Origin of the sequence: Rummeliibacillus stabekisii (assembly GCF_007988965.1) — a bacterium.
GTDB classification, from domain to species: Bacteria; Bacillota; Bacilli; order Bacillales_A; family Planococcaceae; genus Rummeliibacillus; species Rummeliibacillus stabekisii.
Map to the genome: position 1 here is coordinate 771,969 of NZ_BJVD01000001.1, position 23,826 is coordinate 795,794.

The 23,826-nt window shown below is 39.9% G+C and carries 23 protein-coding genes; 1 reads left to right on the plus strand and 22 read right to left on the minus strand.

Annotation, left to right across the window (positions count from 1 at the left end; translation table 11 throughout):
• Positions 1–17: 17 nt before the first annotated feature.
• The 12 genes from smc to RST01_RS03965 all read right to left on the minus strand — a co-directional run bounded on the left by smc (position 18) and on the right by RST01_RS03965 (position 14,211).
• Positions 18–3,581 carry a chromosome segregation protein SMC gene (gene smc, locus RST01_RS03910; protein ID WP_147194182.1) on the minus strand — a complete coding sequence of 1,188 codons (3,564 nt, stop codon included), beginning with the start codon at positions 3,579–3,581 and terminating at the stop codon, positions 18–20.
• Positions 3,582–3,583: 2 nt separating this feature from the next.
• Positions 3,584–4,345, minus strand: coding sequence for a ribonuclease III (rnc, locus tag RST01_RS03915; protein ID WP_147194185.1), 762 nt, complete (start codon positions 4,343–4,345; stop codon positions 3,584–3,586).
• A gap of 281 nt (positions 4,346–4,626) precedes the next feature.
• Positions 4,627–4,872, minus strand: a complete 246-nt coding sequence (locus RST01_RS03920) for an acyl carrier protein (protein ID WP_304621408.1) — start codon at positions 4,870–4,872, stop codon at positions 4,627–4,629.
• A 48-nt stretch (positions 4,873–4,920) separates the two neighbouring features.
• Positions 4,921–5,667: a 3-oxoacyl-[acyl-carrier-protein] reductase gene (gene fabG / locus RST01_RS03925; RefSeq protein WP_147194187.1), complete on the minus strand. Its 747-nt coding sequence runs from the start codon at positions 5,665–5,667 to the stop codon at positions 4,921–4,923.
• Between the two features lie 2 nt (positions 5,668–5,669).
• Entirely contained in the window at positions 5,670–6,608 is a 939-nt protein-coding gene (gene fabD, locus RST01_RS03930) for an ACP S-malonyltransferase (RefSeq protein ID WP_147194189.1), read from the minus strand.
• 25 nt (positions 6,609–6,633) lie between these two features.
• Positions 6,634–7,620, minus strand: a complete 987-nt coding sequence (gene plsX / locus RST01_RS03935) for a phosphate acyltransferase PlsX (protein WP_147194191.1) — start codon at positions 7,618–7,620, stop codon at positions 6,634–6,636.
• A complete protein-coding gene (gene fapR / locus RST01_RS03940) occupies positions 7,617–8,192 on the minus strand; it encodes a transcription factor FapR (protein WP_147194193.1) in 576 nt (191 codons plus the stop codon). The genes plsX and fapR overlap by 4 nt, the downstream gene beginning before the upstream one ends.
• A gap of 103 nt (positions 8,193–8,295) precedes the next feature.
• Positions 8,296–10,341: an ATP-dependent DNA helicase RecG gene (gene recG / locus RST01_RS03945; protein WP_147194195.1), complete on the minus strand. Its 2,046-nt coding sequence runs from the start codon at positions 10,339–10,341 to the stop codon at positions 8,296–8,298.
• Positions 10,334–11,230, minus strand: coding sequence for an L-serine ammonia-lyase, iron-sulfur-dependent, subunit alpha (gene sdaAA, locus RST01_RS03950; RefSeq protein ID WP_147194197.1), 897 nt, complete (start codon positions 11,228–11,230; stop codon positions 10,334–10,336). Before sdaAA ends, recG begins: the two co-directional genes overlap by 8 nt.
• A gap of 12 nt (positions 11,231–11,242) precedes the next feature.
• Positions 11,243–11,905, minus strand: coding sequence for an L-serine ammonia-lyase, iron-sulfur-dependent subunit beta (sdaAB, locus tag RST01_RS03955; protein ID WP_066785328.1), 663 nt, complete (start codon positions 11,903–11,905; stop codon positions 11,243–11,245).
• 259 nt (positions 11,906–12,164) lie between these two features.
• On the minus strand, positions 12,165–13,829 hold the full coding sequence (locus RST01_RS03960) for a DAK2 domain-containing protein (protein ID WP_147194199.1): 1,665 nt from the start codon (positions 13,827–13,829) through the stop codon (positions 12,165–12,167).
• Between the two features lie 19 nt (positions 13,830–13,848).
• Entirely contained in the window at positions 13,849–14,211 is a 363-nt protein-coding gene (locus RST01_RS03965) for an Asp23/Gls24 family envelope stress response protein (protein WP_066785323.1), read from the minus strand.
• Positions 14,212–14,557: 346 nt separating this feature from the next.
• Between RST01_RS03965 and rpmB the strand changes: the two genes are divergently transcribed.
• The gene (rpmB, locus tag RST01_RS03970; RefSeq protein WP_066785320.1) at positions 14,558–14,746 is read left to right on the plus strand and encodes a 50S ribosomal protein L28; all 189 of its coding nucleotides are present in this window, start codon (positions 14,558–14,560) and stop codon (positions 14,744–14,746) included.
• Positions 14,747–14,776: 30 nt separating this feature from the next.
• On the opposite strand, the gene spoVM is transcribed toward rpmB, so the two are convergent.
• From spoVM to def, 10 genes are read right to left on the minus strand one after another with little or no spacing between them, the layout of a single operon-like run.
• Positions 14,777–14,923 (minus strand): stage V sporulation protein SpoVM, encoded by a 147-nt coding sequence (spoVM, locus tag RST01_RS16155; RefSeq protein WP_223823519.1) that lies wholly within the window; start codon positions 14,921–14,923, stop codon positions 14,777–14,779.
• Positions 14,924–14,927: 4 nt separating this feature from the next.
• Entirely contained in the window at positions 14,928–15,590 is a 663-nt protein-coding gene (locus RST01_RS03980; RefSeq protein ID WP_147194201.1) for a thiamine diphosphokinase, read from the minus strand.
• Positions 15,587–16,252 carry a ribulose-phosphate 3-epimerase gene (rpe, locus tag RST01_RS03985; RefSeq protein ID WP_147194203.1) on the minus strand — a complete coding sequence of 222 codons (666 nt, stop codon included), beginning with the start codon at positions 16,250–16,252 and terminating at the stop codon, positions 15,587–15,589. The genes RST01_RS03980 and rpe overlap by 4 nt, the downstream gene beginning before the upstream one ends.
• Before the next feature lie 2 nt (positions 16,253–16,254).
• Positions 16,255–17,136, minus strand: a complete 882-nt coding sequence (gene rsgA, locus RST01_RS03990) for a ribosome small subunit-dependent GTPase A (protein WP_066785311.1) — start codon at positions 17,134–17,136, stop codon at positions 16,255–16,257.
• 39 nt (positions 17,137–17,175) lie between these two features.
• Positions 17,176–19,140 (minus strand): Stk1 family PASTA domain-containing Ser/Thr kinase, encoded by a 1,965-nt coding sequence (gene pknB, locus RST01_RS03995; protein ID WP_147194205.1) that lies wholly within the window; start codon positions 19,138–19,140, stop codon positions 17,176–17,178.
• Between the two features lie 2 nt (positions 19,141–19,142).
• Positions 19,143–19,892, minus strand: a complete 750-nt coding sequence (locus RST01_RS04000; protein ID WP_147194207.1) for a Stp1/IreP family PP2C-type Ser/Thr phosphatase — start codon at positions 19,890–19,892, stop codon at positions 19,143–19,145.
• Between the two features lie 14 nt (positions 19,893–19,906).
• Positions 19,907–21,004: a dual-specificity RNA methyltransferase RlmN gene (rlmN, locus tag RST01_RS04005; RefSeq protein WP_066785305.1), complete on the minus strand. Its 1,098-nt coding sequence runs from the start codon at positions 21,002–21,004 to the stop codon at positions 19,907–19,909.
• Positions 21,004–22,386: a 16S rRNA (cytosine(967)-C(5))-methyltransferase RsmB gene (gene rsmB, locus RST01_RS04010; protein ID WP_147194209.1), complete on the minus strand. Its 1,383-nt coding sequence runs from the start codon at positions 22,384–22,386 to the stop codon at positions 21,004–21,006. The genes rlmN and rsmB overlap by 1 nt, the downstream gene beginning before the upstream one ends.
• Positions 22,383–23,324 (minus strand): methionyl-tRNA formyltransferase, encoded by a 942-nt coding sequence (fmt, locus tag RST01_RS04015; RefSeq protein WP_147194212.1) that lies wholly within the window; start codon positions 23,322–23,324, stop codon positions 22,383–22,385. Before fmt ends, rsmB begins: the two co-directional genes overlap by 4 nt.
• On the minus strand, positions 23,321–23,824 hold the full coding sequence (gene def, locus RST01_RS04020; protein ID WP_147194214.1) for a peptide deformylase: 504 nt from the start codon (positions 23,822–23,824) through the stop codon (positions 23,321–23,323). Before def ends, fmt begins: the two co-directional genes overlap by 4 nt.
• Positions 23,825–23,826 lie beyond the last annotated feature (2 nt).

Here is a 23,826-nt window from a genome sequence, read left to right on the forward strand (position 1 = left end):
TTATTCACTCCTTTGTACTATGTTGGTACGGGTACTTCTTGTTCAAGTTTGACAGAAACTAACTTAGAAACACCGGATTCTTGCATTGTGATACCGTACAATACATCCGCGCCTTCCATTGTACCCTTCCGATGGGTAATGACAATAAACTGTGTTTCTTGGCTATATCGCTTTAGATATTGGCTATAACGATTAACATTAGATTCATCTAATGCGGCTTCTACTTCATCTAGAATACAGAACGGTACTGGCCTTGTTTTTAAAATTGCAAACAGCAGCGCAATAGCTGTTAAAGCTCTTTCTCCCCCAGAAAGCAGGCTAAGTCTTTGAAGCTTTTTCCCTGGTGGCTGGGCAACAATCTCGATGCCTGTTTCTAATAAGTTATCAGGATCTAATAATTCTAAATCAGCATGACCTCCGCCGAATAATTCTCGGAAAACGCTTTGGAAATGTGCACGCGTTTCAAAGAAGGTTTCCTTAAAACGACTTGTCATCTCTTCATCCATTTCGCGAATCGCCTCGTGCAGAGTTTCTTTCGCTTCTAATAAATCATTACGTTGATTTGTTAGGAATGTATGGCGTTCCGAAACAGTCGCATATTCCTCAATTGCACTTAAGTTAACTGTCCCAAGTTCTGCAATCGATTGTTTCAACAGTTTGACTTTACGTCGTGCTGCCTCAATATCTGTATCATGGTCATGTTGCAATAAGGCATCTTCAAATGTTATATCATAATCTGTTTCCATTTGTTGTGCCAAATTTTCATATTCTACATCTAAACGACTTAGTTTTACTTCATAGTTTCGTATACCATCAAGCATACCTTGATGAACACGTTGTAATTCCTTTAAGTCGAGGTCGATTTGCTCTACCTGTTGCTGCATTTGCATGCGCTCTGTTTTAGTACGTTCTACCGTTTGTACAAGAGTCTCTCTTTGTTTTTGTAAACGTTCAATGGTCTCCTGGATTTCTTCCTCGCTTTGGCCATTTAGATCTCCACCATTTAGCAACCAATCCATCTCATTCGACGTATATTTCACTTCTTCTTTTGCTTGTTCAACTTGTGATGTAGCTTCCGCAACAGCTGTTTTTAGCTGTGTGACTTGTTCGTTAAGGACTGCTAGTTGAGAACGTTTAAGGGCGTATTCTTCTTTCAAGGCATCTCGCTTTGTCTCACTTTGCTGTTGTAAAGCATTCAACTCTTCGACTGTACGATTAATTTCCGTCAGTTCTTCTGTTAATTCTTTTTGACGTTTTGCAAAGCTTTCTAATTGCTGTTCTAGAGTGGTTTTGCGGCCTGTTGCATCTTGCTGTTCATCTGTGAACATGGAGACTCTTAGTGATAACCGCTTGATAGTAGTATCCATTTCACGCAAGTGAGCACTATATTCAACTTCTTTGGAACGCAATTCCTCACCCTGCAAGCGTAATTCTTCAAGCTGGGTAGACTTTTCTTCAAATTGCTTTTTCCAGTCAGCTACAATTTTTTCAGCTTTTCCAATCGATTGCTCCATTTGGACAAGCTGTTCAGATAGGCCTTCTAATTCTGCTTTTCTGCTAAACAATGAAGCTTGTTGTTTAACGGACCCCCCTGTTAGAGAACCGCCTGTATTTACTACATCACCGTCCAACGTCACAACGCGATAGCGATAATTACAAGCTTTAGCTATTTGTGAAGCGCCCTGTAAATCTCGTGCCACTAGGACGTGGCCTAATAAGCTTTCAGCAATTGTTCTTATGCTTGGATTGTAAGTAGCCAGTTCATCCGCCGTATTAATAAAAGAAGGATGGGTGTTGACAGTCTGCAAAACACTATCTGCTATTTTGCGAGATTTTATGACGTTTTTAGGCAAAAAAGTTGCTCTGCCAGCTTTTTGCTGTTTAAGCCATGAGATGGCTTTTCTTGCATCTCCATCTGTTTCAGTGACAATATGCTGCATAGCAGCACCTAAAGCTGTTTCTAATGCTTTAGCATACTCGCCATCTACATGAATAAGTTCAGCTACAGCTCCGTGGATACCATTCAATTGATTTTTTTCACGTGCGACCAATACAGCTTTTACACCTTGATAGAACCCCGAAAAATCTGCCTCTAGCTCCGCAAGTGTTTCTTTTCTTGCTTTCAGCTGCTGCAGGTGTTGATATCCTTTAAAAAGCATTTCTTGTTGCTTATCATATTGTGCTTTCGCATGGTTGGCATCTTTTTGGCAAGCTTCATATTCTGCTAATTTTCGAGCAACTTCTTTTGTTACTTCATCATGCGATTTGACAGTTCGCTGTTGCTCTTTTTGTAAGGTTTGAAGCTCTTCAGCCATCTCAATAGATTGGCTCGAAATCTTCACTTCATTTTGAGCTTGCTCTGCCAATAAATGCGTAATATTTTTTACTTCATTTTTCACAGTGGCTTCTTCATTTAAGCGATCAATATAGGTATTTTTCCATTGTTCAATTTCAGCATGTATCTCGGAAGAAGAGCGATTGAGAAGATCTTCTAACTGTTTTACTGCTCTTTTTAATTCTTGCAGATCCTTTTGACGCTCCGTTAACTGACCTTCACGAGTTACTTTTGCTTGTTCCCAATGAGAAAGCGATGCTTCTGCTTTTTGTAAGGATTGCTTTAGCTTCTCCAGTTGAGTATTAGCATTCATTCTTTTTTCTGCTACTAATACTTTTCTTCCTTCGAAACGCTCAGCCTCAGCACTTACTTCCACTAATTGATGTTGTGATTCGTCTAACAAGGAATCGAGATTACTAACCTTTTGACGAAACGCTGTAATAGTTTCTTCTTTTTCAGCAATCTGCTTGGAATAGGCTTGCTCTTGCGCCAAAACATTCTTTCTTTCGCTGACAATCTGTTCAATTGAACGTTTTAACTGCTCCATGTCATGAACTAAAACAGCTAAATCCATATCCTTCATTTCTTCGGACATCTTTAAATAATCTTCTGCGGCAGAAGCTTGTATATGCAGTGGCTCGATCCTTTTATCTAATTCATGCAAAATGTCTAGAACGCGATGCAAATTATCATCTGTTTCAAATAATTTGTGTTCCGCTTTTTTTCGGCGCTGTTTGTATTTCAATACGCCTGCTGCTTCTTCAAAAATAGAACGGCGGTCGTCTGGCCGACTATTGAGAATTTCATCTACTCGTCCTTGAGAGATAATAGAAAAGGCTTCTTTGCCTAAACCAGAATCTAAAAACAGATCCGTAATATCTTTTAATCGACATTGCTGTTTATTTAATAAATATTCACTGTCACCAGAACGATAGACACGACGAGTCACGCTTACCTCATTGTAAGAAATAGGCAAGCGTCCGTCTTCATTGTCTAAAATTAAAGAAACCTCAGCAAAGTTGAGCGGCTTACGTGAATCACTGCCGGCAAAAATAATGTCTTCCATTTTGATGCCACGCAGTGATTTGGCTGACTGCTCGCCTAGCACCCATCGAATAGCGTCTGTTACATTGCTCTTCCCACTACCGTTAGGCCCAACTACTGCTGTTACCCCAGGTACGAAATCTATTCCTACTCGATCAGCAAATGACTTAAAACCAATCACTTCAAGTCGTTTTAAAAACAAAATTAACCCTCCTGATCATTCGCTAACTGGGCTTTAAATGCACGTATAGCATGTTCAGCAGCTTTTTGTTCTGCTTCTTTTTTTGATTTGCCATGACCAACGCCAAGCTCTTTGTCATTCAACAAAACTTTTGACTCAAATGTACGATTATGTGCAGGACCGTTTTCTTTTATAATCTCGTATTGCACAGTACCTGAGTTATTTTGTTGAATTAATTCTTGCAATTGGCTTTTGAAATCCATCACATGTGAAAAAGCACCGAGCTCCACTTTAGGGAACACAACTTTGTCTAAAAATGTTACAACTGTTTCTAATCCTTGATCTAAATATAATGCGCCTACGAAAGCTTCAAAGCAATCTGCTAGCAATGCTGGGCGTTCTCGGCCCCCTGTGATCTCTTCTCCTTTACCCAACAGTACAAATTCGCCAAAATTTAATTCATTGGCAAACATAACAAGAGAAGATTCACAAACTATAGCTGCACGTAATTTCGTCAGCTCACCCTCACTCATTTTTGGGAATTTTAGAAATAAAAATTTAGAAACAGTTAGCTCTAGCACGGCGTCTCCTAAAAATTCAAGGCGTTCGTTATCTTCAAACAGCTTTCTACGATGCTCATTTACAAATGATGAATGTGTAAATGCGTTATACAATAAATTCGCATTCTCAAAATGCACGTCTAATTGTTTTTGTAATTGAGCAAATTTTAAACGTGATTGTTCAGAAATTGCTCCATTTTTCTGTGAGAGTCCCTGTATTTTCATTTTTTATCAACCTTCTTATTTTCCATTTCATACACCTCTATTTTACCTTTTTCTTTTCTAATCTGCAAAGTATTATAGGAAAGCTGCGCTGAGTTGATTCTCCACTAGCAATGTTATTCCGGCAGTGATTAGCAATCAGTAGTCCCTCATCTTGTCATAGGTTTCCTTACAAATCAAGGCATGTACTTCGCTGCTGAATAATCCTAGATAAAAATATAACTTCCCCTGCAAGAATACTGCAAGGGAAGTTTCAAGTATAGTATGTGTTTAAAAACTTAAAATTAGCCTAATTTGCTTTCGATAAAGCTTACTGCATCGCCTACAGTGCCGATTTTTTCAGCGTCCTCATCATCAATTTGCATATCAAACTCTTCTTCAAATTCCATTACTAACTCAACTACGTCTAGTGAATCCGCACCTAGATCGTCGCGGAAAGAAGCTTCTGGCTTCACTTCGCTTTCATCAACACCTAGACGGTCAACTACTACTTTAGTTACACGTTCAATTACTGTTGCCAAATTGTTCACCTCCCCTCAATGATTATACAAAAAACATCAAATTATTAATAGTTAAAGTTACATGACCATTCCGCCATCTACATGCAAAGTTTGACCAGTCATATAGCTTGCATCATCGGACGCCAAGAATGCAACCACTTTCGCTACATCTTCTGGATTACCTAGCTTAGCTAACGGAATTTGACCAAGCATTTGTTCTTTAATATCCTCAGGCAATTCTTCTGTCATCTCTGTGTCAATAAAACCAGGCGCTACAGCATTGACATAAATATTACGTGCAGCCAATTCTTTAGCCGAAGTCTTAGTCAGACCTATAACGCCAGCTTTTGCAGCAACATAATTTGCTTGTCCTGCATTGCCGGAAACACCAACGATAGAGGCGATATTGACAATACGACCAGCACGTTGTTTCATCATTTGGCGAGAAACAGCCTTAGTGCAAAGGAAGACGCCTTTTAAATTGGTATTCATTACGGCATCCCAATCGTCTTCTTTCATGCGCATAAGTAAATTGTCGCGCGTAATGCCTGCATTATTAACTAGTATGTCGATTCTTCCAAATGCATCAATGGTTTCTTTCATAAGAGCTGAAACATCGTCACTATTGGCCACATTGGCTTGTACTGCTATAGCTGTACCACCATTTTCTTGGATCTCATTCGCAACTGCTTCTGCTTTCTCTTTGCTACCGCTATAGTTGACAACTACTTTTGCTCCAAGTTTTGCTAGATATAGGGCAATCGAACGTCCAATGCCTCTTGAGGCTCCAGTGACAATTGCAACTTGATCTGTTAAATTAGCCATTTCTACCACTCCTTCGCAGCTTCTACAACTTGCTCTAACGTTGCCAAGTCATATACACAGTATGTTTTCACTTTGCGATCAACCTTTTTAATAAGACCACTTAATACCTTGCCAGGTCCGCATTCAATAAAGACATCTACACCTGCCTCTAGTAATGTGCGTACAGAATCTTCCCACAGAACAGGACTGTATAGTTGTTCTACTAACAATGATTGAATGTCTTGCTTCTTCGTTACAGGTTGTGCAGTGACATTAGCAATGACAGGGATTTTTGCATCTTGCATTTCGATGCTTGCCAACATTTCTTTCAATTCACCTGATGCCGGGCGCATTAATTCGGAATGGAACGGACCACTCACTACTAACGGAATAGCACGTTTCGCACCTGCTTCTTTCGCTTTCAAAGAAGCTTCTTCCACGCCTTTAGCTGTTCCAGAAATCACGATTTGTCCTGGGCAGTTTAAATTTGCTAACTGCACTAACTCACCATTTCGTGAGACTTCATCCGTTACTTCTTTTAACGCTGACCGATCAAGACCTAAAATGGCCGCCATAGCCCCTTCTCCAGCGGGTACAGCCTCATTCATGTATACGCCGCGTTTATGTACTGCTTGCACACCATCTTTAAATGACATCACATCAGAAGTCACTAAGGCCGCATATTCACCTAAGCTATGGCCTGCTGTATAAGAGGGATGTATGCCTTCTTTTTTCAATAGATCAGCAATCATAACGCCAGTTGTTAATAATGCAGGCTGAGCATGATATGTTAATGTGAGATCTTCTTTTGGGCCTTCTAGCATTAGTTTGGATAGCTCGAAACCTAATAATTGGTCGGCTTGCTTATAATAATTTTCAGACTCGTTGTCTGCAAGGAATTCTTGTCCCATTCCTACAACTTGAGAGCCTTGTCCTGGAAAAACAAAAGCAACTTTCACCATATTTTTCTCCCCTTGTCTTTCATTTTTAATCGTTTGTTGTTATTGTTTCATCAATTGTTTTACTAACGTTATATTCAACCATTTGACGAGCTTGACGTATCGCGCTCGCGAATGCTTGTGCATTAGATGACCCATGAGCTTTTATGACAGGTGCTTTAAGGCCAAATAATGCAGCACCCCCATATTCGGTGTAATCCATTTTGCTCTTTAAGTCTTTTAATTTATCTTTCATTAGCAATGCTGCTACTTTTGTTTTCGCGGAAACCATAAACGCTTCTTTCAGCATACTAAAGACATTGCCAGCTGTACCTTCAATCGTTTTTAAAACCATATTACCTGTAAATCCATCTGTTACTACTACATCTGCTGCATGATTAAGCAATTCACGCGCTTCTACGTTGCCAATGAAGTTGATTGGTGCTTCTTTTAACAGAGGGAACGCATGCTTAGCCAGATCATTACCTTTTTTATCCTCTGTACCAATGTTCAATAAACCAACTGTTGGATTTTCAATGCCTCTGACTTTTTTGGCATAGATGCTACCCATTATTGCGTACTGTACAAGGTTTTCAGGTTTTGCATCAGCATTGGACCCTAGATCGAGCATATCAAAACCACTACCGTCAAGCGTTGGCAATGTTGTAGATAAAGCAGGACGGTCTATGCCATCAATGCGATGTACAATAAATAATCCCGCAGCCATCAATGCACCGGTGTTACCGGCAGAAATGCAAGCATCTGCTTCCCCATCCGTAACTGCTTGTGCCATTTTAACCATGGAAGCATCTTTTTTGCGGCGTACTGCTCTTACAGGTTCATCCGTACCTTCAATGATGTCTTCACAATGGATTACCTTCAGACGAGGATGTTCCTTTAGATACGGCTGCATCTTCTCTTGATGGCCATATAGTAAAACCTCTAAATCCTGTGACGATTCAAGCGCCTGAAATACGCCTTCTATTATCGCTTTAGGCGCATGATCTCCGCCCATGCCGTCTACGGCTAACTTCATTTATGTTCACTGCCTTTCGTGCGGTACATTTCAAATTTCCCAGTAAAAACTGTGTTTCCATCAACTGTTGATGTTACTGTCACAAACGTTCGTTTTCGTTCTTTGTCATTGCTTGTGACCACAGCTTTTGAAATAACGCGTTGCCCTGCTTTTACCGGCTTTAAAAAATATATATCAGAATGTGCGGTGAGAGCTAAATCATCATCAATCACGGCAACAGCCAATGAATTGGCTTGCGCGAATAAATGATGCCCCCTTGCAATGCGGTTCCGTTGAAATACGTGTTCTTCTCCCACATCAAAAATCGATAGGGCTCTTTCATCTAATTCAATATCAATGATGTCGCCGACAACTTCATCGATCGGCAGGGACTTTACTTCACTTTCAAAATTGTTTGCTGCGACATCTTTAATCCGTTCGCGCAATTCAGGGATAGACAACTCCATACGATCCAATCTTATTGTTTGAACGCTTACATGAAACTTTGAGGCTAGCTGTTCATCTGTGATGAAAGGGTTGTCTGTTATGGTTTGCTGCAATAATAATTGTCGTTCTTTCTTGGAGTACTTCATATTATTCTTCGTCGCCCCTTAATATTAGCACTTGGTACTAATATCAGTATATAAATATAAAAAAAAGAATGCAAGTGTTGTTTTCACTCCACCTTGCATCCTTTTAATCAATTCTCTCTCCATCTAGCGCTCCAGACACCCGTAGACGCTCTCGCAACGGGCCATATTCATCATCTTGCCAAAAATCAGTAGAATTAATTAGTTGTATTGCATCTTGCCGCGCAGTCTCTAATGCTCTGTAGTCGTGGACTAAATCCGCCATCTTAAATTCTGGCAAACCGCTTTGTTTTTTTCCAAAGAAATCGCCAGGACCACGAAGTTCTAAATCTTTTTCTGCCAATTGGAAGCCATCATTCGTTTCTGTCATTGAATGCATTCGAACTTTTCCTTCCTCACTTTTAGGATCGGCAATTAATACACAATAAGACTGAAAATCACTTCGTCCGACACGCCCCCTCAATTGATGAAGCTGAGCTAAACCAAAGCGCTCTGCATCATAAATCACCATAAAAGTGGCGTTCGGGACATTGACTCCAACCTCTACAACTGTCGTTGACACCAATACATCCAGTTCTCCGTCACTATATGCTCGCATGACAGCATCTTTTTCTTGAGCAGGCAATCTGCCATGCATCAAGCCAACCTTATATTTACCATTAAATAAAGTAATTAATTGTTGATACACATCAACTGCATTTTGAACATCTAGTTTGTCGGACTCTTCAATGAGCGGGCAAATCACGTATGCTTGACGGCCTTGAGAGAGCTCTTGCTCCATTTGTAGGAGGACCTGTCCAAATTGTTCATGTTTTACCCAACTGGTTTCAATCTTTTTCCTACCAGCAGGCATTTCATCGATAATGGATACATCCATCTCTCCAAATGCTGTGATTGAAAGAGTACGAGGAATGGGTGTTGCTGTCATGAAAAGAACGTCAGGATTTTCCCCTTTTTCACGCAATATCCTTCTTTGTTCCACACCAAATCTGTGCTGTTCATCTGTAATGACTAAGCCTAATCGTTTGAACATTACATCTGGCTGGATAAGCGCATGGGTCCCTATTAATATATCAACTTCGCCTTGTTTTAATCTCTGTAATAGCTCTTTCCTTGCTTTTTGCTTGATGGAGCCTGACAAGAGAGCAACTTCTACGCCGAACGGCCTTAGCCATTCATCAAGTGAAGCAGCATGCTGTTCAGCTAAAATTTCTGTGGGCGCCATTAGGGCACCCTGAAAGCCTGCTGTGACAGCAGAATAAAGTGCAATAGCTGAAACGACTGTTTTCCCAGACCCAACATCTCCTTGAAGGAGCCTATTCATACGTTCAGGAATCAACAAATCACGAGAGATTTCGTTCACCACTTTTTTCTGCGCCTGAGTCAGTTCGTAAGGCAGCGATTGGATGAATTGACGTACTTTTTTTAAATCATAATGGATCTCTATGCCATGTTCTTGTTGCTTTCTTGTTTTTCTGAGTGCTTGAATTTTCATTTGGAAAAGTAGCAGTTCTTCATAAACAAATCTTCGCCTAGCTTGTTTCGCATGAGCAGCATCTTGCGGAAAATGGACACCTTCCAAAGCATCCGGCAAATTTAGCAATTTATACTCCTTACGTATGCTTGCAGGTAATGTTTCCGGAAGATCCGCTTTGGCATCATCCAATGCCTGCCTCATAAATTGTCTGAACTTTTTCTGTGACAGCTTTCCTTTCAAACTGTAAACTGGTTCGAAATCCGCTTGATCTGTTTTCGGACCAAATGTAATGTTGCTCACATTGATGACTTGTCTTCCACGATCCCATTTCCCTGTAACTGTCACAACCATGCCCGGCGACAATTTAGTCCGCAAGTAGTTTTGATTAAAAAATACTAGTTTAATTAGGTGGCGACCCACTAAAGCTTGCAGCTGCATTCTAGACTTATTTTTCCCTAGATAAAGTACAGCTGGTTCGCTTTCAATGCGCCCTTCTACAGTAACGCGCTCATTGTGAGGCGTTTCTGCTATATCTTTTAAGCGAAAATCTTCATGGCGATATGGAAATGTCCAAATGAGATGCTCGACTGTTTCAATGCCCATTGCCTGCAATGCTTCAGCAGAAGCTTTACCCACACCTTTCAGCTCTGTTACAGGGCTGAACAGATTAGCCACGTTCTAAAACAGCTCCACCGAAAATTTTTGCTTGTAGCGCTTTGCCGGTTGGTGTAGCAGCTAAACCGCCTTGCGCAGTTTCTTTTAGTGCAGTAGGCATTGTTTGACCAATACGGTACATGGCACCAATGACTTCATCTGTTGGAATTCGGCTAGTAATGCCCGCTAGAGCCATATCTGCAGCAACCATTGCATTGGCTGCACCCATGGCATTACGCTTCACACATGGTACTTCTACAAGTCCTGCAACAGGGTCACAAACAAGGCCGAGCATATTTTTCAAGGAAATAGCGAAAGCATGCGAACTTTGTGCAGGTGTACCGCCAGCCATTTCAACAATCGCAGCTGCTGCCATCGCTGCAGCTGAGCCAACTTCTGCTTGGCAACCGCCCGCTGCACCAGAAATAGAAGCATTATTAGCAACCACAAAACCAAATGCACCTGATGTGAACAAATAGCGTACCATTTGTTCTTTTGTTGGATTTAATTTATTCTTCACAGCAAAAAGCGTACCTGGAACTACGCCTGCAGATCCCGCTGTTGGTGTAGCGCATATTGTCCCCATTGCTGCATTAACTTCATTTGTCGCTACAGCTTTGCTAACAGCATCTAGCAAGATATCCCCTGATAGACCTTTGCCTGATTGAATATAATTTTGCATAAGAACGGCATCCCCACCTGTCAAACCTGTAACAGACTTTACGCCTTTTAAACCCTTCTCAAGTGCTTCTTCCATTACTTTTAAATTATTTTCCATTTGGGCAATAATTTCTTCTCTGCTTCTTTCAGACATTAACATCTCTTGTTCTATCATGATCTCTGAAATAAGCTTATTTTCATTTTCAGCGCGTTCAACTAATTCTCTTACATTATGAAATAAGACTTCCATCTTTTTTTCCTCCTATTTTTTTATGCGTGTCACCTTGGTGATATTTGGTAGAAGTTCGATTTCTTCCATTATAGATTGGTCAATATTTTGATCAATTTCAATGACCATTAACGCCATATTTCCTCTCTCCTTACGAGATACTTCCATATGGCCAATGTTAATATCATATTCTGCAAGGCATTTCGCCACATTTGCAATACAGCCTGCACGGTCATTATGCACAACTAAAATAGCAGGCATGCCTCCAGACAATCGAAGCGGGAATCCATTAAGTTCTGTTATCTCAATTGTACCACCACCGATTGAAATACCGACGATTGACATTTCTGTTTCGTCATCTCCTATTACAATCCGGGCTGTATTTGGATGTTCGGTATGATCTGTTTCAGGTATAAATTCAAATTCCAAACCGGCATTCTTTGCGTCTTGGAATGCTGTTTTAATGCGTTCATCGTATGTCTCGTAATCTAGCAATCCACCAATGATCGCTACGTCTGTTCCATGTCCTTTATATGTCTCCGCAAATGAGCCATATAAATGAATCTTTGCCCATTTTGGAAGGCGTCCAAATAAATCTCTTGCAACTCGGCCGATGCGAGCAGCGCCAGCAGTATGAGATGATGATGGTCCAATCATAACAGGACCGATAATATCGAACACAGATGTATATTTCATATCATTTCTCCCCAATTTTTATGAATGTTTTATCCAATATTATTACCGGACGATACTTTCCCATCTAAGCTTAAATGAATAGTTGTCCGTAAGATTCCTTGTTCCTACTAATCTCGCATAAAGAGACATATAACCCCTAGTGCGTTAAGTTTAACTTTATCTCAATTTTACACGAATACTAGCGTTTAACCAAACTTTTTTGTTTCACCATAAGAAAAACAGCTAAGCGATCATCTTAGCTGTTCTTCGTCTTATTTTCTTATTCTACTGAGAAGATATAAGGATATAGCGGCTGTTTGCCGTTATGAACTTCTACTTCTACATCAGGATATTTTTCTTCAATGAAATGTACTAATTCGTCTGCTGTTTCTTTTTGAATGTCTTCACCATAAAGCACGGTTACGATTTCAGATTCCTCATCAATCATATCGCTAAGCAGAAGCTCTGATGCTACTTTCAAAGAAGGGGTTGCTTGAATAATGCTGCCTTCATTAATGGCCATAAAATCATCTTTATGAATTTCAATGCCATCAATTGTCGTATCGCGGACAGCAAAAGTAATTTGTCCAGACTTAACATTCGTACTTGCATTTGCCATATGTTTTTTATTTTCTTCAACTGTTTGGTCAGGATTGAAAGCAAGAACCGCCGCCAAACCTTGTGGAATTGTCTTAGTCGGCACAACTGCTGCCTCAATGTCTAACAGTTCTGCAGCTTGTTCTGCTGCCATGACAATATTTTTGTTATTCGGCAAGATTAACACTTTTTCAGCGCCAACTTTTTTAACAGCATTTACGATATCTTCTGTAGAAGGGTTCATTGTTTGTCCACCTTCTATGACATAGGATGCTCCAATGCTTTCAAGAAGTCTTGCCACACCTTCGCCCATTGCCACTGTAACAATCGCATAAGGATGCTTCTTCACTTCTTTTTCTGCCGCTTTTTTTGTATCTCCTTGTGGATGGTCTTCACCAACAATAGCTGTATGTTGTAGACGCATATTATCTACTTTTATTTTGACCAAGCTTCCATATTGATGGCCATAGGAGATTACTTCTCCTGGCGTTTCGGAATGCACATGGATTTTTACGACTTCATCATCTGAAATAACAAGTAATGAATCACCGAATTTGCTCATATCATTTCGGAAAGATTCCTCATCAAATGGTTTCTTTCCTTCTTCAAACCGCACCATGAACTCTGTGCAATAGCCATATACAATCTCTGAAGTGTCCATGAAATCTTGCGCCTTGTGATGCTCTGCGTTGACTAAATCATCAAGTGATTCCACAACGGTAGCAGTAGGAATTTCCTCACCCTTTAATACTGCTGTAAATCCTTCATAAACAAAAACTAAACCTTGTCCACCACTATCTACTACGCCTACTTCTTTTAGAACAGGTAGCATTTCAGGAGTTTGGGCAAGCGCTTCCTTTGCCGCTGTTAACGTTTCTTCCATCACAACACGAATGTCTTGTTCATGTTCAGCGACTTCTACAGCTTTTTCAGCAGCAACGCGCGCAACAGTCAAAATAGTACCTTCTACAGGTTTCATAACAGCTTTATAAGCTGTGTCAACACCATGCTTTAGCGCTTGAGCAAATTTTATTGAATCCAATGTATCTTCTTTTTCTACTGCTTTTCCAAAACCGCGGAATAATTGAGAAAGTATGACGCCGGAATTACCGCGTGCCCCCATCAATAAACCTTTAGATAAGGCTTGTGCTGTATTACCGATGTTTTCTGTTTTATGAGCAGCCGTTTCTTTGGCGCCAGACGTCATCGATAAATTCATATTTGTTCCTGTATCGCCATCTGGCACAGGAAATACATTTAGCGAATCAACATACTCTGCATTTTGAGATAAATGGCGGGAGCCTGCCTCCACCATTTCCGCAAATTTGATCCCGTCTAATGACTTCATAAGTTTTTAGTTCCTCCTCTTACACGTTCGCCACACGAACACCTTGCACGAAAATATTTACAGAATGAACACTCATTCCCAGTGTTTGATCGAGTGTATATTTTACTTTGGATTGGACTTGATATGCAACCTCAGAAATTTTTGTTCCATAACTGATAATGACATACATGTCTATATGTATATCTTCGCCATCTTGGCGAACGATCACGCCTTTTGCAAAATTTTCTTTGCGAAGTATATCTGTTAAACCATCGCGTATTTGATGTTTACTAGCCATGCCGACAATGCCGTAACATTCAATTGCTGCACCCCCTGCAATCTGTGCAACTACATCATTAGAGATATCAATTCGACCGAATTCATTTTTCAATTCTACTGACATAATAACTCCTCCTGATTTTTCGACTATCTCTTATTGTACTATCAATTCTTTGCAAAGGACAACATTATCTAGACTCTTTGCACATTATACAATAGTTTTTTGCATTTGTACTATAAAACTACATTTAACTATAGACAGATAGAAATGAGCAACAGGTAAAGCGATTTTGTTATTTTCAATATTTTTCACAAGAATGTTTAAATGATTTTAAGTGTAAAGGCTTTTTTCTTGAAAGAGGGTCAAAATCAGTTGCAATGGCGAAAAGTGTGTGTTAAATTATTAAAGTATGTGAAATACCGAAGTGAAATCATAAATTTTTCAACTTCTTTATGAGGAGGGAATTAATATGCCAAAAAAATGTGTGATTACTGGACGTAAAGCAGTATCTGGTAACAATCGTTCTCACGCAATGAACGCTAACAAACGTACTTGGGGAGCTAACCTACAAAAAGTTCGTATCTTAGTAGACGGTAAACCGAAACGTGTATGGGTTTCAGCTCGTGCACTTAAATCAGGTAAAGTTGAACGCGTTTAATTTTAACATTAAAACGCCAAGTTGATTTTCTCAACTTGGCGTTTTTTCTTTCCCTTTTTTCTTTTTCGAGGCTGTTGCAGTTTTTTTAGGCCCTGCCGAATCATTAGATACCATTTGCAAACAAAAACGTGCAAAGTTACTCACTACTTTTGGTAATTGAAATGTGTATACTTTCAACTGGTCACTCCTTATCATCTGTACTTCTTATCATTAAACATATGCCATGTGTGAAAGAAATAGACGCATATTCACCCACTATTTCGTTACTCGTAAAACGAGTCGTCCCTAAATCAATGATTTCATCCGTTGTTTCGTACAGCATGTTTTTCAAAGTAACATTTAAGACATTGCTACCATACGCAAAAAAGGATATATACTTGAAATAGGAATCTGCTACTATCTTATGTTCGCCAGGCTGAAAAAATTGCAAAGAATTCATTTTATTTATAATTTTAAATTCAATAGATGGATGCATTTCTTGTAATCGATAGATCATTCGCATATTTGCCTCAAAATGGTCTAATCTTCCACCTGTTGCTCCAATTAATATAATTTTTTCCGGCTTGTATGCCAAAGCTCTGATAACGGCAAGCTCCGTATCCGTTTCATTTTTCTGCGGTGGATGATGTTCAATGCCTGATACGCGCTCTTGTATCCTAGACCATTCACTCTCTGTAAGCGAATCAAAATCTCCTATAGCCAGGTCTGGCATAATCCCATGATCCATCAATGTTATGGTACCGTGATCGGCTCCAATAAATACCGCATTTTTAAACGAAAGGAGGAAATCGCCTGTAACGATTTCCTCCTTCGGTCCGCCAGCACAAATAACGACAGTTGTCATTTGATCGCTTCTTCTCCTGCTGTTAAAATGCTTTGCAATGCAGCCTTACGGTCTTCTTGTCCGTATATGGCTGAACCAGCAACAAAAATGCTGGCGCCTGCTTGAGCGCAAGGTTTAATCGTTTCTGCATTAATACCGCCGTCAATTTCAATTTCCACATTCAAGTTCTTTTCTTTAATCATACCTGATAATGTTTCAATCTTCGGAACGACAGAATGGATAAACTTTTGTCCGCCAAAACCTGGATTTACTGTCATGAGCAGTACTAAGTCTATGTCTTCTAAGACATGTTTAATGGTTTCAACTGGTGTATGAGGGTTTAATACAACTCCTGGTTTTGCACCAAGTGAACGGATTAGCTGAATCGTGCGATGCAAATGTCTGCATGCTTCCACATGTACAGTAATATAGTCCGCACCTGCTTTTACGAACTCTTCTATATACTGATCAGGATTTTCAATCATTAAGTGAACATCTAATGGCAGATTTGTTACAGGGCGCAACGCGTCAACTACAATGGGACCCATCGTGATATTAGGAACAAAATGGCCATCCATAACATCGATATGAATTAATTTAGCTCCTGCTTCTTCTACGGCTTTTACTTCTTCAGCCAATTTTGAAAAATCAGCTGCTAAAATAGATGGTGCGATTTTAATCATTACTAGTACCTCGGCTTTCTGTCCATGATTTCTTGTAAAAATTGCAAATAGTGTTCATAGCGATAACTTTTAATACTGCCAGATTCATACGCCTCTTTCACAGCACATTTTGGCTCTTTTAAATGCAGGCACCCACGAAACTTGCATCGTTCTGATAGTTCATCCAATTCAGGAAAACAACGAGTTAATTCTTCCTTTTCAATCTCATCAAAATCAAAAGAGCTAAATCCCGGAGTATCTGCGATAAGGCCTCCCGCAATCTCAATTAATTCTACATGCCGCGTTGTATGTTTTCCTCGGCCAAGGGCTTCTGAAATGATGCCTGTCTTTAGACCAAGTGCTGGCATGATCGAATTAAGCAGGGTTGATTTTCCAACACCAGATTGTCCAGCTAAAACTGTGGTTTTTCCTTGCAGCAATGGAGCCATTTTACTTAGTAATTCTGGATCTTCTTTATAGGTTTCCAAGATGGTGTAACCTATATTTTTGTAATCCTGCTCATATGATGCTATGTTTTCTTTTTCTTCTATCGATAACAAATCCGTCTTAGTTAGACAGATGATAGGATGGATGTGGAACGATTCCAACACCACTAAGAAACGGTCGAGCAGAAGCGAATTAAATGCCGGTTCTGTCGTTGAGAAAACGAGAATAGCCTGATCTATATTCGCAATCGGCGGACGGACAAGTTCATTTTTCCGGGGATCAATTGCTGTAATTGTGCCATCATTGTTGCCCTCTACCTCATATTCAACGTGATCACCCACAAGCGGCGTAATCCCTTTATTGCGGAAAACGCCTCGTCCGCGGCATTGAATTTGCTTCTCTCCATCCTTCACATAATAAAAACCACTTAATGCTTTTCGTATTTGGCCATTTGGCATACCATACCTCCTAATTCATCTCATTTATGCTATCCAATATTATGACAAATCATCATAAGAAACCGTTTCATCTATAATTACTTTATCATCTCGTATGATTCTGTATCGTGCTTGCTGGCCTTTTTCAACTTCAAATTGCAATCGTTTTTCCTGAGAGGAGAACAATTGAAATTCTTGGTAAACATCATTTATTTTATGCGTTTTATCTTGAATATAGATACGTACTTGTTGCGGCTCGCCTTCACTCTCTTTTTCATAAGGGATGTTCACTGTTTTTACGTATGTTTTTACAGGCTTTTCTTCAGGTCCCTTAGATAAAACTACTTCAATCGTACTACCGACAGCTAACGCTTCACCTGCTGATGGAGATTGTGAAATTACTTGACCCTTAGGAACATCATCTGAGTATTTTTCGCTGCCAATATGAATGTGGAATCCAGAGCTTTTAGCATAGGTATTAAGAGCCTCTTCGTCATAGCCGACGAGATTTGAAACATGTTCTTGTTCCTGCCCTTTGCTGACAATCAGTTTAATGGACGTATCACCTGGCACCACTTTCTTGCCTTCATCAATCGATTGCTTGATAATGATACCTTCCGTTTCGTCTGAATAGTCCTCCTCAACCTCAACATCTTTAAAACCTTGTCTTTCCAGAAGGTCCTTCACTTGGTCAACGTCTTTTCCCGTATAGTTTGAGATCTCCACTTTTTTGGGCCCTTTACTAATGACAAGATCAATTTTCGTTCCCTTTGCTCTTTCATTATCTGGACCTGGGGAGGTCATAATAATATGGTTTCGTTTCACATCGTCCGAATTTTGTTTGGTTTTTTCACCGATTTCGAAACCTGCATTTTTCAAATTGGTAATTGCCTCATCTGTCTGCTGTTTGGAAACGTCAGGAATTGGATATCTTTTTTCATTGAACAGATCTGGAAAGATAAACAATAATGACAGTAGAATAAGCACAAGTGCGATGAGCAATCCGCTGAGAATCAACCATTTTCTTTTCTTCTTTTTCTGCTTCTTTTTAATTGGTTGTGCTGGTTCTTCTATCGCCTTGTCTCTGATAGGCATTGCCATTGTTTTTTGCAAATCTTTTTCTTCAACAGGTTCTTTAATGATTGGAATAACTTTTGTCATATCATGATCAATTGGAGTCTGAAATTTCGCTTCATGGCTTCTTTCATCAGAAAGGACTGTTTCTAAATCTTCCGCCATCTCCCACACTGATTGGTAACGGTGCACAGGGTCTTTGGCAGTTGCTTTTAAAACCACGTTTTCTAAACTTTGAGGGATCCCCGGCACAATTGCCCGTACAGAAGGTGTTTCGGTTTGCAAATGTTTTAAAGCAATTGAGACCGCTGATTCTCCGGAAAATGGCAATTGACCTGTCAATAATTCATATAACAGGATTCCTAAAGAATAGATGTCCGATTTCTTAGTAGCTGTACCACCTCTTGCCTGCTCTGGTGATAAATAATGAACAGTTCCTAAAACTGAATTGGTACGTGTAAAAGAAGTATCTTCTAAAGCCATTGCAATACCAAAGTCTGTAATCTTCACATTACCTTCTTCATCCATCAAAATATTTTGTGGTTTGATATCTCGGTGGATAATTTGGTTTTGATGGGCATGAGCAATTGCTGAAGTTAATTGTTTCATGATTTGGACGCTTTTCGCTGCAGCTAACGGGGCATATTTTTGTATGTATTGTTTCAGTGTTTGCCCCTTCACATATTCCATTACCAGATAGTGCATATTGCCGTCCTCGCCAACATCATAAATGCTCACAATGTTCGGATGAGTAAGGCTAGTAGCAGAGAGCGCCTCTCTTTGAAACCGTCTTTGCATTTCCTGTTCATCATTAAAATTATAATGCAGTATTTTAATAGCAACATCTCGGTCAAGAATCATATCATGAGCCAAGTAGACATTCGACATGCCTCCGCCGCCTATTACTTCTAATATTTTATAGCGGCCGCTAATTCTTTTTCCAGCTAGCATGCTTACACCTCCTCATGGCTTTGCGATAAAAGGATTAGTGTAATATTATCTTCTCCGCCCAAATCATTTGCTAATTGGACGAGCTCGTCACCTTTTTCTTCTATAGTTGATGTATTCATCACAATGGTTTGCATCTCTTCATTTGTTAGTTTATTGCTTAAGCCATCCGAACAAATCAGCATATAGGTATCATCCATCATCTCAACTTGATAACTATCAGGTTCAATAGTAGATTCTGTTCCTAATGATTTCAAAATATAGTTTTTCTTCGGATGGCTCTTAGCTTCTTCTTCACTAATTTCCCCATTATCAACAAGTATGTTGACGTAAGAATGGTCCTTTGTGATTAAGCGAACTTCCTCAGATGATATTAAATACACACGGCTGTCTCCAACATGGGAAATAACAGCATTTGTGTCTTTGAAGACAACAGCAATTAATGTGGTCCCCATTCCCTGGCAGCCTTCGTGTGTTAAAGAGTACTTATAAAGTGAGCTATTGATGCTTTTAACTGTTTCTTTTAACCAAACTTCTGTTTTGGAAGTAGATTCAAAACTGGCACCATCTGCTTCTATAAAATACTCTTCTAATTGTTTAACAGCCATTTTGCTAGCAACATCCCCTGCATTATGCCCACCCATACCATCCGCTACAATAGCTAGCTGGTATGAGTCGGCGCGGGAGATGAATGCAGCACAATCTTCATTTAAAGCTCGTTTTCTTCCTATATCACTGACGATTGTATATCTCACTACAGATCACCTCATTAGTGGGTTGTTTCTTCTTTTCTCTCCTTCGCCCGCAATTGGCCACAAGCCGCATCAATATCCGACCCTTGTTCGCGACGGATTGTTGCGTTAATACCATGATTTTTTAATGTTTTTTCAAAATCAAAGATCTTATTGCGCGGTGTTCTAACATAATCGCGTTCTGGTACATAATTGACAGGGATTAAATTCACGTGGCATTTAATACCTTTGATCAGTTTTGCTAATTCTTCCGCATGTGCAACAGTATCGTTGACGCTACCAAAAAGCCCATATTCAAAACTAATTCGACGACCCGTTTTTTCAGTATAATAACGTACTGCCTCCATTAATTCAGGCAATTTATATGCTTTTGCAATTGGCATTAATTGCTGACGCAGCTCTTGGTTAGGCGCATGCAATGAAAGTGCAAAGTTAATTTGCAATTGTTCGTCTGCAAATTTGTAGATTTTCGGAATAATGCCGCTTGTTGATACTGTGATATGTCTTGCGCCAATATTTAATGCTTTTTCATGGTTGATCACTTTTAAGAATTGCATCATAGCATCGTAGTTATCAAATGGTTCACCGATACCCATGATGACTACTGAGCTAACTCGCTGATCCTTTTCATCCAATGCTTGTTGTACCTTTACTACTTGTTCTACAATTTCACCAGGTAGTAAATGGCGTTTTAATCCTCCCAATGTAGAAGCACAGAAAGAGCAGCCAATTCTGCAGCCTACTTGGGTTGTTACACATACTGAATTCCCGTAATCATGCGCCATTAAAACAGTTTCGATGGAATAGCCATCTTGCAATTGGAAAAGGAATTTAATAGTGCCGTCTTTGGATTCTTGCTTGATTAGTGTATTTAACGTACTAAAAGCAAATGCTTGCTGCAATTTATCACGTAAGCCTTTTGAAAGATTAGTCATTTCATCAAAACTTTTTACGCGCTTCACATAGAGCCATTCAAAAATTTGGGCTGCTCTAAAAGGCTTTTCACCGTTTTCTTTCAGCCAGTCTTGTAATTCGTCTGGTAATAGAGAATATATTGATTCGCGTAGCTGTGGTTTTTCTTTTTTTACTCTTGCTGTTTTTATTTCATGATCCATTAGTTTGTGGATCCTCCTTTTTTTCTAAAAGCCGCGACAAAAAAACCATCGCTGCCTAAATCTTGTGGAAAGACCTGTATCATGCCTTCCTCTTTCAATGGCGGAAACGTATCTGGTACATTTTCAATTGGCGCTAGTTCCATATCTGGGTGCGCTTTTAAAAATGCAGCAACCGTCTCGTCGTTCTCCATTTTATCAATTGTACAAGTACTGTAAACCATTTTGCCTTGTTTTTTTAATAAAATATAGGCTGTATTTAATAATTCCAGCTGAATTTTTTGCAAAGACTCATGGTCGCTCTCATTTTTTGTATATTTTATATCCGGTTTCCGGCGTATGACACCAAGGCCACTGCATGGTGCATCTACTAAAATGCGATCGAATGACTCTTCACCAAATTGTTCTGCAGCTTTCCTGCCATCCAATACTGCTGGTTCAATAATGGATAAGCCTAAACGCGTTGCATTTTGATCGATCAAACGAATTTTATGTGCATGTAAATCTGTTGCTATAAGCTTGCCTTGATTGTTCATTTTTTCAGCTATATGTGTTGTTTTTCCACCTGGTGCCGCGCACATGTCTAATACTTTCATGCCTGGCGTAACATCGAGCGCATATGCAGGCAGCATAGAGCTTTCATCTTGAATCGTAATTAAGCCCTCTTTGAAGGCGTTCGAGCGAGCTGCTTGTCCTTCTAAAATATGAAGACATTCAGGTATTGCTTCACTCCGTTTGACTGAAAATCCATCATCCCACAAACTGCGAAGTGCTTCTTCTATAGTCGCTTTCGCCGTGTTTACACGAACCGTTTGGTGTGGTGGCATATTATTTTCAAACAGCATTTCACCTGCTTTTTCTAATCCATAATCTTGAATGTAACGGCGAACAAGCCATTCAGGATGGCTGGATTCAATCGACAATCGCAAAACATCATCCTCGATGAGTGTCGTATCACGGTATCCTTCTCTTAGTATAGAACGCAAAATGCCGTTTACTGTTGCGCTGACACCTCGATGTCGTGCACGCCTCTTGGCGATTTCAACTGCTTCGTTGACGGCTGCATGATCAGGTATTTTTGTTAAATATACAATTTGATAGAGAGATAAGCGCAATAGCCAACGTACCCAATTATCTAGCTTTCCTCTTACATATGGCTCTAAATAGTAATCAAGCGTCATCTTATGTTGGAGTGTGCCATACGTTATTTCCGTAAGGAGCCCGCGGTCTTTAGCATCAATTTTGTATTTTTCAATTGTTTGGTGTAACAGCAAGTTGCTATAGGCTTGCTGCTGGTCGACAGCCAACAAAATAGAAAGGGCGGCATCGCGGACATTACCGTCCCAAATAGCATTATTACTACTTTTTTTCTTACTCTTACTCATTCAAAAAGATCCCCAATCTGCAATTTTGAACCAACACCATTTAAGTAATTAACGGCTTCCATCTGTTTTTTACCCGCAGGCTGCAAGTCCAATATATCAATGGCTTGACCCTCTCCTGTAGCAACTGTAAAAGACTTTTTGCCAATCGCAATGACAGTGCCTGGTTTTTCAGTATGCGTAGCAGTCGATTTTTTAGCCCACCAAATTTTAACGTTTTGATTATCAAGGGTTGTATAGGCAATCGGCCAAGGATGCAGACCTCGGATTTGGTTATAAATCGCTGTACTGCTTTGTGACCAATCAATACGTTCTTGTTCACGGGAAATATTACGAGCAAACGACACTTTCGATTCGTCCTGTGGAATGCGCTCATTCGTCCCTTCGATGATAGAAGGCAATGTATCTTTTAATAAATCACGGCCGATAATGCTTAATTTATCAAAGAGTGTACCGGTTGTATCGTCTTCTTCTATTGGCATAGCTTGCTTTGCAATAATATCGCCAGCATCTAGTTTTTCTGCCATATACATAATTGTAACGCCTGTCTCTTTTTCGCCATCTATCACCGCTTGATGGATTGGTGCACCGCCGCGATACTTCGGCAATAGTGATGCATGGACATTAATGCAGCCGAGTCTTGGCGTCTCAAGCAATTCTTTAGGTAAAAGCTGCCCGAATGCTGCTGTGACAATCAAATCAGGCTGTAGGTCAATAATCTGCTTTAGTTCTTCTGAACCTTTTAAACGTTCAGGCTGGATGACTGGCAACCCAAGTTCCACAGCCGCTTTTTTTACAGGTGGAGGCGTTAGGACCCGTTTGCGTCCGACTGGGCGATCTGGCTGTGTTACGACAGCTTGGATATGATAGCCTTCTTCCTGAATCATACGCAAAATCGGAACAGAAAAGTCTGGCGTTCCCATAAATACAATCGATGTCACTCTTCTTCCTCCTCGTCTGCGTACATCTCTTCGATTTCTTCAAGTGTATACGTTTTAGTTATTTTTTGATCAAATAAAATGCCGTTTAAATGGTCTACCTCATGTTGGATGACGCGAGCATCATAATCATGTGCTTCTAGTTCATATAAGTCTCCATTTCGGTCTTGCGCCTCTACTTTTACGTATACTGGACGTTCCACATCGCCATATATATCAGGGAAACTTAAGCATCCTTCAATATCCGTATCCGTATCTTCTGATATTGCCACAATAACCGGATTAATTAATTCGAGAACATCCCGTTCTTCTCCAAGCTCGACAACAGCCGCTTGAATACTTTTGTTCACTTGAGGTGCTGCAATTCCAACTCCATCATTTTCTACCATTGTTTCATACATATCATCTAAAAGCTGCGCTAGGTTGTTATCAAATTGTGTAACTTCTGCTGCTTTTTTCTTTAAAATTTCTGCTGGGTTTTTAACAATCTCTAATAAGGCCATAT